Below are 15,354 nucleotides of genomic sequence, written 5' to 3'. Positions count from 1 at the left end.
GCTAACAGTTGCGCGAGCGTGAGACCCTTGGGGGTGGAGTAAGTAAAGTATGAAAAAAATGTCCACACGCCAGCGCACGCTTTCCGGCGAAATCACCTTTTCCGGATACGGCGTGCACTCTGCTGCGCCTGTTAATCTCACGATCAGCCCGGCTCCGGCCGATAGCGGCTTCCTCATTCGTCGCGATCTCGGGGAGGGCCGTATTACCCAGCCCGTTTCCGTGCATTTCTCGCGCGTGAGCCGCACGACCCTGTGCACCACGCTCGATCTCGGCGACAGCGTCAGCGTCGCAACCGTCGAGCACGTCACCTCGGCGCTCTCCGGCATGGGCGTCGATAACGCGCTCATCACCGTTGATGGTCCGGAATGCCCCATTCTCGATGGCAGCGCGCATCCCTTTGCAACCGCCATTATGGAGATCGGCCTCGAAGCCCAGCCGGCTCCCCGCAAATTCCTCAAGATCATTCGCGCCGTCACCGTGCGCAACAATGACGCCTTTGCCGCCCTCGAGCCTTACAATGGCCGGGCGCTCGACCTCGAGATCGACTTCGACTCCAAGGTCATCGGCCGTCAACGCATGATCTTTGACTGGACGCCGCGCCGTTACCTCGACGACGTTTCCCGCGCCCGCACTTTTGGCTTTGCCCGCGACGCCAAGGCGCTGCGACAGGCCGGCTATGCACTGGGCTCCAGCCTCGACAATTCCATCACGGTCGATGAAGACCGCGTGCTCAATCCCAGCGGCCTGCGCTACGAAGACGAGTTCGTGCGCCACAAGCTGCTCGACGCCATCGGCGACCTCTCGCTTGGTGGCCTGCCCATCTGGGGCCGTTTCCGCTCCTATAAGGGCGGGCATGCGCTCAATGCCCATGTCCTGGCCGGTCTCTTTTCGAGCGAAGCCAATTATGAGATAGTCAACGCCGAGGATCTGCCGTTGGAAGTCGAGGCTTTTGACGACCACCCCGAAGGGTTGGGCGTTCGCCACTACCTACGGTCCGTGCGCTGACCGGCCTCGCTGGTCGCTGCGCCACAGTTTTGATCCAATTACTAATTACGCCGCAAGCGCTTGTGGATGTTTGAGAACGGGGCACTTCGTGACTGTTAAAGTTGTAAGCCAGATGGCGAACCGGATTGCCCGTTTTGCCGCCATGGGTCTGTTGGCCGTAGCTCTGTCTGCCTGCGCCGGCATGAACCTGTTTGGCCCGCCCAAGCTCAAGGAAGAACCGATCGTTCCGGCAGCCGCTCTTTACCAGGGCGCGCTGGACGATATGGACCGCCAGTATTACCAGACCGCCATCAAGAAGCTTGAGCAGCTCGATCGCCAGCATCCGCGTGATGCCCTGACCGAGAAGAGCAAGCTGATGCAGGTCTATGCCCATTATCGCATCGGCAAGTTCAACGAAGCGATCCTGGCTGCCGACCGCTACATGGCGCTTTACCCGAACGGCAAGGACGTTCCCTACGTCCTCTGGCTCAAGGGCACGTCCTACTACGGTCAGATCAAGGACATCACCCGTGATCAGCAGCTGTCGCGCGATGCGATCGACACCTACAACCTGCTGATTTCGAACCATCCGAACTCGGAATACGCCAAGGACGCCAAGGAAAAGCTCCTCGTCGCCTATGATCAGCTCGCTGGCAAGGAAATGTCCGTCGGCCGCTACTACCTCGGCAATGGCGAATATACCGCCGCCATCAACCGCTTCCGCGAAGTTGTCGAAAAGTGGCAGACGTCGACGCACATCGAAGAAGCCCTCTATCGCCTGACCGAAGGCTATCTGCTGCTTGGCCTCACCAACGAAGCCATGTCCGCTGCCGCCGTTCTCGGCCACAACTACCCGTCCAGCGACTGGTACAAGCGTGCCTTCGAACTCCTCGGAAAGCAGGGCCTCGCCCCGCAGCTCAATTCCGGCAGCTGGCTGGCCGCCCATAAGAGCTGAGCTTCTCAGCACTAAAATTCGAAAGGGCCCCTCGGGGCCCTTTTTGTTTGGGTGGAGACGTTGGCACATATAGCGGGACGTTCACCATGTTCTGACCGGGCAATTGTCTCGACCTGTTGTCGCAACCAATCTGCGACGAGGCAGCAGGGAGAAACGAATGCTTCGCAGCATATTGTTCTTGGCAACAGGATTGGCGTTCTCGGGCTTTGGGATCCATGGCGTCCTGACGGGTGGCGTGCATGGCTTCACTCGAAGCGGCCTGCACGAGCTCATTCTCCGCGACGAAGACCCAATCGGTTATGCCGTGTCGCTCGGCGCCCATTGGCTGGCTGCGACACTGTTTCTGGCTCTTTTCGTCTTCATCTTCTGGTCGGAGCGGCAGTCGAAGGCTGCAGAGGAACGGTTCTTTCGCCAGCGCGACCTGTTGGCGCCGAAGGACGACTAAGTCGAACTAAGAAGCACGCTTGCGCCATGGTGTATCAAGGGGTTTCTGCCAGCGACGCCGAGCGCTAAGCTCGGCCCATGGCCTTAAAGCTCACCATTCCCGCGCAATTCCTGGGCATCCCCTACAACGCCGCCATCCATCCCGGCGTGGCGCATCCGGCCGATCTGTCGATCGGTGCCAATTGTCAGGTTTTCGCCTACGTGCTCCTCGCCCATTTCGGCATTGCCTTTCCACCCCTGTGGTCGAGCGAACTCTGGGCCGACACAGAGCATTCCCGGGTGGTCACCGAGTTCCAGCCGCTCGATCTTCTCCTCTTCGGCAAAACCTCCGATGCCTTTGGCGCCCATGTGGCTTTGCATATCGGCGAGGGCAGGGCGATACACCTGTGCCGCGCCGTTGGCTTGCCCGTCGAGTGGGCCATCGAAGACTTCGCTACCCATGAGAATTATCGCGTGCTGATCGGCGCTAAGCGCCCGCACGCCCAGGTTTGACATCCGCGGGCCCAAGCCCCATCTCCCGGGAAACGGAGCGCCAGACCAATGCCCCCATCCCCCTTCGACGCCCAAGCCGCCCGCCACTATGCCGAAGGCCCGCCGCGTCAGGTGCCAGGCTTTGCCGGCATTCACCGGATGATGAACCTGCTGCTCGCCGAGACAGTAGCGAGCGACAGCCACATTCTCGTCCTCGGCGCCGGCGGCGGACTTGAACTCAAGGCCATGGCGGATTTTCGCCCCGGTTGGCGGTTTTCCGGCGTCGACCCGTCCGGTGACATGCTGCAACTCGCCCGCCAGATCACGGCCGAGCATGCCTCGCGCATTGATCTCACCGAAGGCTATATCGACGCTGCTCCCGAAGGCCCCTTCGACGCGGCCACCAGCCTTCTCACCTTCCATTTCATCCCGCGCGAGCAGCGCCTTGAAACGCTTCGCCAAATCCGCCGCCGCCTGAAACCCGGCGCGCCGTTCATCCTAGCCCATATCAGCTTCCCCCAGACCGAGCCCGAGCGCTCCACCTGGATCGCCCGTCATGTCGCCTATGGCCAGGCCGACGATATCGACCCCACGACGGCGGCAAAGGCCCGCGAGGCCATCGGCACGCGCCTGACGATTCTCTCGCCGGACGAGGAAGAGGCAATGCTCGCCCAATCAGGCTTTGCCAATATCAGCCTCTTCTACTCAGCCTTCAGTTTCCGCGGCTGGGTGGCCTACGCAAGCTAGGGCGCCCGTATCGCGCGCAACCTCGGCGTCATTCCCGCGCAAGGGGGAACCTCCGTCCAACCGCAATACCCCCTCCATCGTCATTGCCCGGCTTGTCCGGGCAATCCATCTTTTGACACGCGTCAAGCCTAGTTGCCATTTTGTTCTATTTCGGTATCATGCCTCTCCATTCGCATTGCTGTGCGAAAGTGACTCGCCGCTGACGCCGGGCCGGCCCTCAAATGCTATGAGGAAGGCCCGACAGGCCTTGGATAGATCCGCATGCTGAACGCGCTTTCGGTTCGCAACATTGTCCTTATCGACCAGCTCGATCTGGCGCTCGATACGGGCATGACCGTCCTCACCGGCGAGACTGGTGCCGGCAAATCCATCCTGCTCGATGCGCTTACCCTGGCTCTCGGTGGCCGCGGCGATGCCTCGCTGGTCCGTCAGGGGCAGGAGAGCGGGCAGGTGGTTGCCATGGTGCAGCTTCCACAAAATCATCCGGCCCGCGCCCACCTGCGCGACAATGCCATTGCCGACGACGAAGAAGTCATCCTCCGCCGCGTACAGTTTGCCGATGGCCGCACCCGCGCCTTCATCAACGATCAGCCGGTTTCCGCAGCATTGCTGCAGAAAATCGGCAGCCAGATCATCGAAATCCACGGCCAGCACGACGACCGTGCCCTTGTCGATGTCGCCACCCATCGCGCCGCCCTCGATGCCTTCGGAGAACTCGCCGCGCCGGCCGTCGCCGTGCGCGAAGCCTGGGCCGACCTCGTCGAAATCCAGCAGTCCGTACGCGAGCAGCAAGCCCGGGTTGCCGAGGCCCTCGCGGCCGAGGACTACGCCCGCCACGCCGTCGAAGAACTTGAAAAGCTGAAGCCCGTCGAAGGCGAAGAAACCGAACTCGCCGAACGCCGCCAGCAATTGCAGCAGGCCGAAAAGTCTGCCTCCGATCTCATCGAGATCGACGAGATTCTCAATGGCCCCAGCGCCCCGTCGCCGGCCCTGTCTGGCCTGATGCGCCGCCTGCTGCGCAAGATCGACGGTGGCGCCGAACTCTTCCAGCCCATCGTTGATGCCCTTGATGCTTCCCTTGTGACCCTCGATCGCGCCGGTGAGGCCCTTGAAGACCTGCGGCGCCAGATGGCCTATGACCCGGCCGAACTCGAAAGCGTCGAGGAGCGGCTCTTCGCCCTTCGCGCCGCTGCCCGAAAGCATCAGGCAACCTGCGACGAGCTTCCCGCCATTCTCGAAAAATATCAGGGCGACCTCGATACCCTGCAGAGCGGTGAGAGCCGCCTCAAGGCCCTGGAAGCCGATGAAGCCCGCGCCCGCTCTCGCTATCGGGAAGTTGCCGAAACCCTCTCCTCGGGCCGCACCAAGGCCGCCAAGGCGCTCAGCAAGGCCGTTGAAGCGGAATTGCCGGACCTGAAACTCGGCGCCGCCAAATTCATCGTCGATCACCAGGTCGAAACCGACCGTGTCGCTGCCGCTGGCTTCGACCAGATCGCCTTCCACGTCCAGACCAACCCCGGAACCGCCGCCGGCCCCTTGCTCAAGGTTGCTTCGGGCGGCGAATTGAGCCGCTTCCTCTTGGCCCTCAAGGTCGTTTTGGCCGATCGCGGCTCAGCGCCAGTCCTGATCTTTGACGAAATCGACACCGGCGTCGGTGGCGCCGTGGCCGACGCCATCGGCCGTCGCCTCGCGCGTCTTGCCAAGACCGTTCAGGTGCTCACCGTCACCCATGCGCCGCAGGTGGCCGCTCGCGCCAACCGGCATCTGCTCATCGAAAAGCAGATGGTGGAGGAGGGTGCCTTCATGCGCACCCATGTCCGCCCGCTCGAACCCGATTCCCGGCAGGAAGAGGTCGCGCGCATGCTGGCCGGCGCCGAAATCACATCGGAAGCCCGCGCTGCTGCCAAGAAATTGCTCGCAGCGGTGAAATAACCGCCTCCACTGCCGCCACAACCACCCCGTGTCATTCCCGCGAAAGCGGGAATCTCTGTTTCCATCACGGGGGATTCCCGCTTTCGCGCCAGTGACGCGGCGGCTAAAATACTGACCCAGCCTGAGTTGAGTGAGCTATGTCCGACCTGTCCCAAAAGCCCGCCGCAGATCTCACCGAAGACGAAGCCCGGCTTGAGCTCGAACGGCTCGCCGCCGCCATTGCCGCGGCCGACATCGCCTATCACCAGAACGACGCGCCCGAGATCACCGACGCTGCCTATGACGCAATGCGCATTCGCAATGCCGAGCTCGAAGAGGCCTTTCCCGAGCTGGTGCGGGCCGATACGCCCACCGGCCGGGTCGGCGCGGCCCCGGCAGACGGCTTTGCCAAAGTACGCCACGCCGTCCCCATGCTTAGCCTCGCCAAAGCCTATACCGACGAGGACGTGGTCGATTTTCTGGAGCGCGGGCGCCGTTTCTTCAAGCAGGACGAAGGCCTCGAAATCGCCTTCACCGCCGAACCCAAGATCGACGGCCTCTCGGCCTCGCTGCTTTACGAAGACGGCGTCTTTGTCCGCGGCGCCACCCGTGGCGACGGTTCGGTCGGCGAAGACATCACGGCGAACCTCAAGACCATCGCCGATATTCCGCACAAGCTCAAAGGCTCCGGCTGGCCGAAAAGCATCGAGATCCGTGGCGAGGTCTACATGACCTATGCCGAGTTCCAGGCCCTCAAGGAGCGCTCGGCTGCGGCGGGCGGACAGGATTACGTCAATCCCCGCAACACCGCCGCCGGCTCCCTTCGGCAAAAGGACCCCAGCGTCACCGCCAGCCGAAACCTCAAATTCTTCGCCTATGCCTGGGGCGCTACCTCGGAGGACCCGGCACCGACCCAGTTCGAAGCCGTGCAGAAATTCGCGGATTGGGGCTTTGCCATCAGCCCGCTCATGCAGCGCGCCAAATCGGTCGAAGAGCTGATCGCCCAATATCATCACATCGAGGAATTGCGCTCCTCGCTTGGCTACGATATCGACGGCGTCGTCTACAAGGTTGACCAGCTCGAACTTCAGCGCCGCTGGGGTTTTGTTACCGGCGAGCCGCGCTGGGCCGTCGCCCACAAGTTCCCGGCCGAACAGGCCATGACAGTGGTCAAGCGCATCGACATCCAGGTCGGCCGCACCGGCACCCTCGCTCCCGTCGCCCGCCTTGAACCCGTCACCGTCGGCGGCGTCGTCGTCGAAAACGTCACGCTCCACAACGAAGACTATATCAAGGGCATCGACAGCAATGGCCTGCCCATCCGCGCCGACGAACCCGTGGATATCCGCGTCGGCGACACCGTCGTCATCCAGCGGGCAGGGGACGTCATCCCCCAGATCGTCCGCGTCGTCCTCGAAAAGCGCCCGGCCGATGCCGAACCCTATGTGTTCCCCGATACCTGCCCGGTCTGCGGCTCGCCCGCCGTGCGTGAAATCAACGAAAAGACAGGCAAGGAAGACTCCCGCCGCCGCTGCACCGGCGAGTTGATCTGCCCCGCCCAGGCGGTCGAAGGCCTCCGCCACTTCGTTTCCCGCGGCGCCCTCGATATCGAAGGCCTTGGCGCGGAAAACATCGACACCTTCTTCAATGCCGGCCTCATCCGCACCGCGGCCGACATTTTTACCCTCAAGGATCGTCGCCCCGAAGTGCAGCGCGCCCTTGCCGAGCGCCGTGAGGAACAAGCCAAGGCCCGCGAAGCCGCGTCCGGCAAGACGCGCAAGAATGTTCGCGGGGTCAAAGACCGCAATTATGAAGGCCTCGACAAGCTCTTCGCCGCCATAGACAACAGACGCAATCCCGAGCTCGACCGCTTCATCTTCGCCCTCGGCATCCGCCATATCGGGGAAACCACCGGCTCCGTCCTCGCCCGCACTTTTGGCTCGATCCAGAAGCTCGAAGAAGCCGGCAAGGAAATGGTCGCCGCCGAAGACCCCATGGCCGTCTTCCCCTCAACCGACGGCATCGGCGGCACGGTGGTGGAAGCGCTCGTCACTTTCTTCGGCAATCAGCGCAATGTCGATGCGCTCGATGCGCTGCTCAAGCAGGTGACGCCGAAGGACTATGTCGTCACCATCTCCGCCGACAGCCAAATTGCTGGCAAGACGGTAGTTTTCACCGGCACGCTCGAAAAAATGTCACGATCCGAAGCCAAGGCTATGGCCGAACGGCTCGGCGCCAAGGTGGCCGGCTCGGTTTCGGCCAAGACCGATATTCTGGTCGCCGGCCCCGGCGCTGGCTCGAAACTGAAGACGGCGCAGGAGCATGGCGTCGAAGTCATCACCGAAGACGAGTGGTTCGAGCGCGTCGGCAGATAGTCATTTCGAGGGAGAGGGTCGCATGAGGATTTTTTTGGCCGCCGCGGGTTTTGCGCTTGCTCTTGGAGCGAGTGCCGCACAGGCCGGCGAGGCGGGCGACCAGCTCGCCCAAAGCCTCTACGACGGCGCGCTGCGTGACCTTGCCAATCGCTCCGTCGACGCCTGCGATGCCGGCGAGGGCGACGCCTGTTTCGCGCTGGGCCTTGATGGCTTCATCACCGCCTACGAGACCTTTGCCCAAGGCCTTTATCGCCACGGCGCGGTCACGCCCAATTCCCCCGCCATGGGCATGCTGCTCGGCATGGGCCTCGATACCCCGACGGCGCCAGCCAATCCCAATCCCGAGCCGCTGACCTACGAACAGTTCCGCGATCTCCTCGAGACCTTCTCCGCCACGCTCGATATCGCCGCCGGCCATATGAAGCAGGCCGGCGAGGGCACGCCCTTCGTCATCCATATCGATCCGCTCAAAGTCCGCATCGACCTCGACGGCAACGGCGAAGCAAGCGCCGCCGAAACGCTCGGCGCGCTCCTCGGCGAGGCAGGCGAGTTCGTCGACATCCCAACTCCCGACGCCCCCCCGTCGGGCAAGAGCAAGTCCAAGGGTGCCGAGCCGACTGAGAACACCATCATCGGCTTCGACAATTCCGACGCCATCTGGTTCGCCGGCTACGCCAATATCAGCGCCACCCCGGTCGAAATCACGCTGGCGCACGATTTCTCCGATTTCTTCAACGCCTATTTCCACCGCATCTTCCCCAAGGCGGGCCTGCCGATGCAGGATTTTTCGCGCGGTGAAGGCACCCTGATGATGGATGCCGACAGCGATGCCTTCATCGCCGACTTGGTCGCGGCCATCCACACGGCCGATTTCCCGGTGATCGACCAGCCCCGGCTCGCCGCCGTTCTCGAGCGCCTGAGCGCCATCACCACCCTCAGCCGTCAGAACTGGGAAATGATCCTCGCTGAAACCGACGACGACCGCGAGCTGCTGCCATCGCCGACCCAGACCTCGCTGGTGCCCGACCAGACAATCACCGAGGACGTCGTAAAGGCCTGGTTCGCCACCCTCGATCAACTCGATCTCATCATCAATGGCGAATTGCTGCTGCCGCACTGGCGCTTCAGCAAGGGCTTTAACCTCAAGACCTATTTCGAGACGGCCACCGAAACCGATCTCGTCATGCTCTTCACCGGCCAAGATGCCTTGCCCTATCTCGGCGATGGCCCGGTCGCCGATGCCGCCGCCTTTGCCGAGCTCAATCGTGTCATGGGCGACGAGTGGCCCATGTTCGCCCTGTGGTTCAATTGATGCTGCGGGCCTTTTCCTGCCTCGGCCTCTTCATCTTGGCATTGCCGGCGGTCGCTGCGCCGGCGCCCGTTTTCGATGATCCCAAGGCGCTGCTCGAGGCGGTCTACGCGCAGATCGAGCAGTATGGGTCGACCGATGATTACGACCCCGACGCCTATTTCGACGACGAAGAGACGTTTTCAACCCCGCTGCGGGCACTGCTGGATGAGGCAAACGAAAAGGTCTGGGCCACCGGCAGCGAAATGGGCGCCCTCGATTTCTCGCCCTTCATCAATGGCCAGGATTCGGGCGGCCAGACCTATGTCGTCCACGACCCCAAGGTGAAGGGCGGCCGCGCCGTTGGCGATGTCGATATCCTTCTCTCCGGCGATCCGTTCTATACGATCACTTTCCAGCTCGTCGACGAGGGCGCTGCCCGCGGCTGGAAGATCGACGAAATCCTGCTACCCAATGGTGATTCAGCGGGCTCCTGGCCCCTGTCCGAATATCTGGCCAGCCCGCTGGCCCAATAGGAGTTCCAAATGCGTCGCCTTGCCCTTGTTCCCGCCCTGCTGCTGGCGTTCGCCGCTCCGGCTTTGGCCCAGCCCTATGAAACGCCCCAGGAATTGCTCGAAGCCTTTTACGAGCCCTACTTCTCCGGCGATTTTCCCGAGTTCGAATCCGATTTCCGCTCCGCCGCGCTGAATGCGCTTTACGAGGCCGATGCTGAAAACACCCCCGAGGGCGAAATCGGCGCGCTGGATTTCGACCCTTATATCGACGGCCAGGATTTCGATCTGGCCGACCTCGTCATCGGCGAGCCGGAAGAGAGCGAAGGCTTTGCCACGGTGGACGTCACCTTCACCAATTTCGGCGAACCGCGTCACATCGTCTATGACCTGGTCTACGAAGACGGCGGCTGGCGCATCGATGATCTCGCAGGCGAGAACGCGGACTTCTCCTATCGCCTCAGCGAGATTTTTGCCGAGGCCGCTGCGCGCTGGGAGTAGGGCATCCATCCACTGAACGTTATCCTCGGGCTTGACCCGAGGACACTTCACTTGGGTTCAATGAGTACAGGGCCCTCGGGTCAAGCCCGAGGGTGACGACCTCCGGCGAGCGCCCCCCTCAAATCCCCCCGTACCAGTCGTACCCATTGTCGGGCCAATACCCACCCTTCCCCCGTCCAAATGGGGTGAGATCATCCACCAGTTCGATCGTGTGGAGGTACTTCGGCTGCTTGTAACCCAGCGCCCGCTCGATCCGCAGCCGCACCGGAGCGCCATTGCTCACCGGCAAGACCTGATCGTTGAGTCCATAGGAGAGGATCGTCTGCGGATGGTAGGCATCCACCAGATCCGAGCTCTCATAGTAGAAAATGTCGCCCGAGAGCGTCTTCTGGATATTGTCGAAGCAGTGATAGACGCAATACCGCGCCTCGGGCTTTACGCCCGCCATGTCGAGCACCGGCCCCAGCGCCGTCCCCGTCCAATTGGCGATACAGCTCCACCCCTCGACACAGTCATGCCGGGTGATCTGGCTCCGCGCCGGCATATTGCGCAATTCATCGAGCGAGAACGACACCTCGCGTTCCACCATGCCCTTGATGGTCAGCTTGTAGGGCGCAAAGTTCTGCGACTTCAGGAACATGTATTCCGGCGTCATCGGCTCGGTCGATCCATTGGGCTTCATGCCCTGCCGGATTTCGCTCGCAGAATACTCCCGCGCCAGCACCTGATCCCCGATCAGCGCCCGCTGCGCCCGATAGGTCAGAACATTGGCCTGCTCCAGCGCCTGACGCACCGGATTGCCGCGCTGTCCCAGAAAATCGAACTGATCGCATCCCGTCAGCGCCAGGCTCGATCCGAGAGCGGCCGAGCCGATCAGCAATTTCCGCCTATTGAGAATAAGATTGCTCACGGCTTGTCTCCTGCCTCGGTTGGCGTGCCCGGGCTCGTTCGATACCAGCCAGTGATCATCGAGCGCAGTTCATTAAGCGGCCCCGCCAGCAGCACCATGATGATGTGCACGATGAAGAACAGCACCAGCAACACCATCACGCCAAAGTGGATCGTCCGCGCCGTCTGCCGCCCGCCAAAGAGATCAAGCAGCCACGGCCAGGCCGCATCCATGCCGGGGCTCATGGTCAGTCCCGTCAGAATGATCAGCGGAAACAGCACAAAGAAAACGGCGAAATAGCTCAGCTTCTGCAGCGGCGTATAGGATCGTCCATGATGCAGTTTCAGCCGCGCATGATCGGCCGCATCCTTCGGCAGCCCCGAAATATCCGATCCCTTGGGCACGATATCGCGCCGCAAATGCCCATTGATGAAGCTCGCCAGAAACCAGACGAACAGCGCCGCAACCAGCACCCAGCCAAAGAAGAAATGCACCACCCGCCCGGTCGCGAGATCCCGGAAAGACGGGATCGTGACAGCCCCCGGGAACCCCACATATTGCGGCGCTTCCGCCGCCCCGCTCATGCCGAGCACACCGGTCGTATCAAACGTCTGCCCAAAGACGGTCGTCTGCCCACGCGGTCCCTCCGGCGTATTGACCGCCCCAATTTCGAGCACCGCATTCTCGAACTCAAAGCCCGACTGCTGCCCGATATAGAGCGCGGGATGCGCATTGAAGATCTGCAGTCCCGAGAGCAGCAGGAAGAACAGGCAAATCGCCCAGACCCAGTGGGTCGCGCGCGTCCAGACGGATTGGCGATAGACCAGAGGCCCCTTGAGCCGCCGCTCGTTGTCTTCATTGGTCATGAACGTCCCCTTGGCGGCACCATTCGCCCCGTTCGATAGCAACGGTAGCGCACGGGGCAAATGGCGGCCAACACTTGTTTGTGACTGCGCTTTTACATTGCGGGCGCCATGGCGCCGCCTGCCATGGGATTGGCTTCCATCTTTTCGTCCATGCCCAGCGACCGAATGGCTCCGATCACATCCATTCCTTCATGCAAGCCATGACAGGCAACTGTCGCCGCGGTCATTGCGTCGGCAAAGGTGATAGCGGCCGCCTGCGTGAGGCAAGTCTCAAGATCGGTATCGCTGATCATGTCGGCCGGCGCCATGGCATCCATTGCCATGGTGTTGGGTGCCATGGCGTCCTCGGCATGGGCCGGCAGTGCGATAGCCGTGGTGAGCAGGACGGCAATGGTCATCGTCTTGATGGCGTGCATTGAAAAATCTCCCATTCAGACCCGCCCCTCCGGCGGTCCATGCCAAGCCATTCGCCCGCCCATCCCAATCCGTTACGCGATCACCGCGTCGTGATATCGGCTCAACTTTCTTCGCGCCGCCGTGTAACCATGGCGCCCAAGGCCACGAATGAGGACCTGATGCAGGCGGACGAAACCGAGATGCGGCTGCGCGGGCTGATGCTCGCTTCGCTCGATGGCGACGCTACCGCCTATCGAGTGCTTCTGGCCGACCTCACGCGCTATCTGCGTCCCTGGTTCGCTCGGCGCCTCAGCCCCGCTCATGCGTCCCACGCGGAGGACCTCGTGCAGGAAACCCTGTTGGCCATACACACGCGGCGCTCGACCTATGATCGCACAAGGCCCTTTACTGCCTGGCTGCACGCCGTCGCCCACCACAAATTCGTGGATCACGTCCGCCGCTACGCCATCCGCCCCACCGTCCCGCTCGAAGACGACGCGCCGATCTTTGCTACCGACGACAGCGCCAATGCTGCCGATCGCCACGACGTCGAAACCGTCCTCAGCCAGGTCCCACCCCGCACGTCCGACCTTATCCGCCAGACCCGTCTCGAAGGCACCACCGTTGCCGAAGCCGCTGCCCGCCACGGCATCACCGAAACCGCGGCAAAGGTCTCCATCCATCGCGGCTTGAAAGCCCTGATGGGCAAGTTTGCCGGAGGCGAGAAATGACCGACGACCTCATCAATCGCCTCGCCGCCGACCTCGAACCCACCCCGCCCCGCACCATCGAACGCCGGCTCATCCTCGCCCTCGTCATCGGCGTGCTCGCCACCATCGTCGGCGTTTATCTCGTGCTCGACCTCATGATGGGCCGCCCCTTCGGCGGCGCCGATAGCGCCATGATGTTCTGGGCAAAATTCGGCTACACGCTGGCCTTCGGTCTCCTCGGCCTCGCCGCCGCGCCCGTCCTCGCCCGCCCCGATGGCCGCATCATCTGGCCCCTTGCCGGCGCTGGCCTTCTCGCGCTGATCGCCCTCGGCAGCGGCGGGATGATGTGGATGCGGGCCGATTGGTCCATGCCCATGCTCATGGGCCAGACCGCCATGGTTTGCCCCTGGCTGATCGTGCTTGCGGGCACGCCTGTGCTGATTGCCTTGCTCTCGGCCCTACGTACCGCCGCGCCGCGCTCGCCCACCCTCGCAGGCTTTGCCGCCGGCCTCGTCGCGGGAGGTTTCGGCGCCTGGACCTATGCCTTCTATTGCGGCGAAACTGGCATGATGTTCATGGCCGTCTGGTATTCGCTGGGGATCGCGATGACGGCCCTCCTCGGCGCCGTCATCGGAAAGTTCGTTCTGCGCTGGTAGGCCGGACTATTCGTCCTTGGCCGCCCAGTTCATGCCGCGACGCATGATCGTCGCCATGTTGGAATTCTCGAATTCCTTGGCCTGATGCCCCAGCGTCATATGGAATACCTTGCCCTTACCGTGCCGACGCTTCCAGACGACCGGCATCACCACGCCGTCGATCCAATAGGCATGCTCACCGGTAAAAGTCGTCGTCGCCAGCACCTCGTTGGAGGGGTCGACATGCATGTAATACTGCTCGGACTTGTAGGGGAACGAGCCTGAAATCCCTGCCATGATCGGGTCTTCGGGCTTGGTCACATCAACCGTGTAGTCGATGATATTGCCCGGATGCGCCACCCACTGGCCTCCGACCATGAACTGATAGTCCACCGCTTCGCGGAAAGCGTCGCTCATGCCGCCATGGTGGCCGGCAAGACCCACGCCGCCCTCGACGGCCTTGGTGAGGTTCTCTGCCTCTTCCTTGGCAATCTTGCTCATCGTGAAGATCGGGATGATCAACGACAGGTCGCGAATGGAGGGATCGGCAAAGGCGCTGGTTTCAGTCGCCGTGCGCACCGAATAGCCGTCCTCGTGCAGCCAGCGACGATAGATCGTCGCGCATTCCTCGGGATCATGGCCTTCCCAGCCGCCATAGACGATCAAAGCACTGCGCATCAGGGCACCCCCTCAAATCAAACGGGGCGGAGAATACCTGACTCATCCGCTATTGAAACCCCAAATGGCATCGATTGCGACGCGGGTTCGCGCACTGCCAAGCGCCGGATAAATCTCGGAAATGAAACACTTTCCACTGTCACAATTAGCTGGTTAACTCTCCTTAATGCTTCAGTGGCGACACGAAAAAATGTCGGGAGCGCCTGATGTCGAAGCAGGGCCTTGCTGCAATCACGAAGGAACCACAGGGATGAAGAAGCTTTTGCTGGGCGCCACTGCGCTCACCCTCTGCGCCGGTTTTTCGACCGCCGCCCATGCCGAATTCACACTCAACATCCTGCACATCAACGACTTCCATTCGCGCTTCGATCCGATCACCGGGTCGGACTCCAATTGCGATGCTGAAACCGACGCCGCCGGCGAATGCTTTGGCGGCATTGCCCGCCTCAAGACCATCATCGACGATACCCGCGCCAAGTACGAAACGGGCAATTCGCTGCTGCTCTCGGCCGGCGACAATTTCCAGGGCTCGCTCTACTACACCACCTACAAATCCAAGGTCGTTTCCGACTTCTTCAACCAGATGGGCTTTGACGTGGTCGCCACCGGCAATCACGAATTCGACGACGGCCCGGAAGAGTACCTGAAGTTCATCGAAGCGGCCGAATTCCCCATCATCGGCGGCAATTTCGACGTCACCAAGGATGAAGGCCTGCGCGGCAAGGTCCGCGGCTCCATCGTCCTCGATGTCGGCGGCGAAAAGATCGGCATCATCGGCGCCACCACCGAAGACACTCCCGAAATCGCCTCGCCCGGCGATGTCGAGTTCCACGACGTCATCCAGTATGTCCGCGGCGCTTCCGAAGCGCTCGATGCGGCTGGCGTCAACAAGATCATCCTTCTCAGCCACATCGGCTACAACGAAGACCTCAACGTCGCCGCCTCCCTGCCGCTGGTCGACGTGATCGTCGGCGGTCACAGCCACACCCTT

At 62.1% G+C, this 15,354-nt stretch carries 17 protein-coding genes; 13 read left to right on the top strand and 4 right to left on the bottom strand.

The window, feature by feature from the left end:
- The first annotated feature begins 49 nt into the window (after positions 1–49).
- The 10 genes from lpxC to ABW043_RS10450 all read left to right on the top strand — a co-directional run bounded on the left by lpxC (position 50) and on the right by ABW043_RS10450 (position 10,189).
- Complete coding sequence (lpxC, locus tag ABW043_RS10495; RefSeq protein ID WP_353921157.1) at positions 50–1,006, top strand: UDP-3-O-acyl-N-acetylglucosamine deacetylase; 957 nt, start codon at positions 50–52, stop codon at positions 1,004–1,006.
- A gap of 88 nt (positions 1,007–1,094) precedes the next feature.
- Positions 1,095–1,940, top strand: coding sequence for an outer membrane protein assembly factor BamD (locus ABW043_RS10490; RefSeq protein WP_353921156.1), 846 nt, complete (start codon positions 1,095–1,097; stop codon positions 1,938–1,940).
- A gap of 157 nt (positions 1,941–2,097) precedes the next feature.
- Positions 2,098–2,385: a hypothetical protein gene (locus tag ABW043_RS10485; protein ID WP_353921155.1), complete on the top strand. Its 288-nt coding sequence runs from the start codon at positions 2,098–2,100 to the stop codon at positions 2,383–2,385.
- Positions 2,386–2,462: 77 nt separating this feature from the next.
- Complete coding sequence (locus ABW043_RS10480; RefSeq protein ID WP_353921154.1) at positions 2,463–2,876, top strand: NlpC/P60 family protein; 414 nt, start codon at positions 2,463–2,465, stop codon at positions 2,874–2,876.
- Positions 2,877–2,924: 48 nt separating this feature from the next.
- Complete coding sequence (locus ABW043_RS10475) at positions 2,925–3,602, top strand: class I SAM-dependent methyltransferase (protein WP_353921153.1); 678 nt, start codon at positions 2,925–2,927, stop codon at positions 3,600–3,602.
- 261 nt (positions 3,603–3,863) lie between these two features.
- Positions 3,864–5,534: a DNA repair protein RecN gene (gene recN / locus ABW043_RS10470; RefSeq protein WP_353921152.1), complete on the top strand. Its 1,671-nt coding sequence runs from the start codon at positions 3,864–3,866 to the stop codon at positions 5,532–5,534.
- 137 nt (positions 5,535–5,671) lie between these two features.
- The gene (gene ligA, locus ABW043_RS10465; RefSeq protein WP_502908637.1) at positions 5,672–7,888 is read left to right on the top strand and encodes an NAD-dependent DNA ligase LigA; all 2,217 of its coding nucleotides are present in this window, start codon (positions 5,672–5,674) and stop codon (positions 7,886–7,888) included.
- 22 nt (positions 7,889–7,910) lie between these two features.
- Positions 7,911–9,200 (top strand): hypothetical protein, encoded by a 1,290-nt coding sequence (locus ABW043_RS10460; protein WP_353921151.1) that lies wholly within the window; start codon positions 7,911–7,913, stop codon positions 9,198–9,200.
- On the top strand, positions 9,200–9,712 hold the full coding sequence (locus tag ABW043_RS10455) for a hypothetical protein (RefSeq protein ID WP_353921150.1): 513 nt from the start codon (positions 9,200–9,202) through the stop codon (positions 9,710–9,712). The genes ABW043_RS10460 and ABW043_RS10455 overlap by 1 nt, the downstream gene beginning before the upstream one ends.
- Before the next feature lie 9 nt (positions 9,713–9,721).
- Positions 9,722–10,189, top strand: a complete 468-nt coding sequence (locus ABW043_RS10450; RefSeq protein WP_353921149.1) for a DUF3828 domain-containing protein — start codon at positions 9,722–9,724, stop codon at positions 10,187–10,189.
- Between the two features lie 118 nt (positions 10,190–10,307).
- Here the strand turns inward: ABW043_RS10450 and ABW043_RS10445 are convergent, their stop codons facing one another.
- The 3 genes from ABW043_RS10445 to ABW043_RS10435 form a co-directional block, all read right to left on the bottom strand.
- Complete coding sequence (locus ABW043_RS10445) at positions 10,308–11,099, bottom strand: molybdopterin-dependent oxidoreductase (protein ID WP_353921148.1); 792 nt, start codon at positions 11,097–11,099, stop codon at positions 10,308–10,310.
- Positions 11,096–11,944, bottom strand: a complete 849-nt coding sequence (locus ABW043_RS10440) for a cytochrome b/b6 domain-containing protein (protein ID WP_353921147.1) — start codon at positions 11,942–11,944, stop codon at positions 11,096–11,098. The genes ABW043_RS10445 and ABW043_RS10440 overlap by 4 nt, the downstream gene beginning before the upstream one ends.
- Before the next feature lie 92 nt (positions 11,945–12,036).
- A complete protein-coding gene (locus ABW043_RS10435) occupies positions 12,037–12,360 on the bottom strand; it encodes a hypothetical protein (RefSeq protein ID WP_353921146.1) in 324 nt (107 codons plus the stop codon).
- A gap of 159 nt (positions 12,361–12,519) precedes the next feature.
- On the opposite strand from ABW043_RS10435, the gene ABW043_RS10430 reads away from it, so the two are divergent.
- Both ABW043_RS10430 and ABW043_RS10425 read left to right on the top strand, forming a co-directional pair.
- Positions 12,520–13,071, top strand: coding sequence for a sigma-70 family RNA polymerase sigma factor (locus tag ABW043_RS10430; RefSeq protein ID WP_353921145.1), 552 nt, complete (start codon positions 12,520–12,522; stop codon positions 13,069–13,071).
- Entirely contained in the window at positions 13,068–13,706 is a 639-nt protein-coding gene (locus ABW043_RS10425; protein WP_353921144.1) for an NrsF family protein, read from the top strand. Before ABW043_RS10430 ends, ABW043_RS10425 begins: the two co-directional genes overlap by 4 nt.
- Before the next feature lie 6 nt (positions 13,707–13,712).
- Here the strand turns inward: ABW043_RS10425 and ABW043_RS10420 are convergent, their stop codons facing one another.
- On the bottom strand, positions 13,713–14,363 hold the full coding sequence (locus ABW043_RS10420; protein ID WP_295409529.1) for a ThuA domain-containing protein: 651 nt from the start codon (positions 14,361–14,363) through the stop codon (positions 13,713–13,715).
- Positions 14,364–14,613: 250 nt separating this feature from the next.
- On the opposite strand from ABW043_RS10420, the gene ABW043_RS10415 reads away from it, so the two are divergent.
- Positions 14,614–15,354: metallophosphoesterase (locus ABW043_RS10415; RefSeq protein ID WP_353921143.1), on the top strand; the 741-nt coding region annotated here is incomplete at its 3' end.

Origin of the sequence: Devosia sp. (genome assembly GCF_040509215.1) — a bacterium.
Lineage (GTDB): Bacteria > Pseudomonadota > Alphaproteobacteria > Rhizobiales > Devosiaceae > Devosia.
Note: the sequence above shows the minus strand (reverse complement) of the source record. Positions and strands in the feature narration are given on the sequence as shown.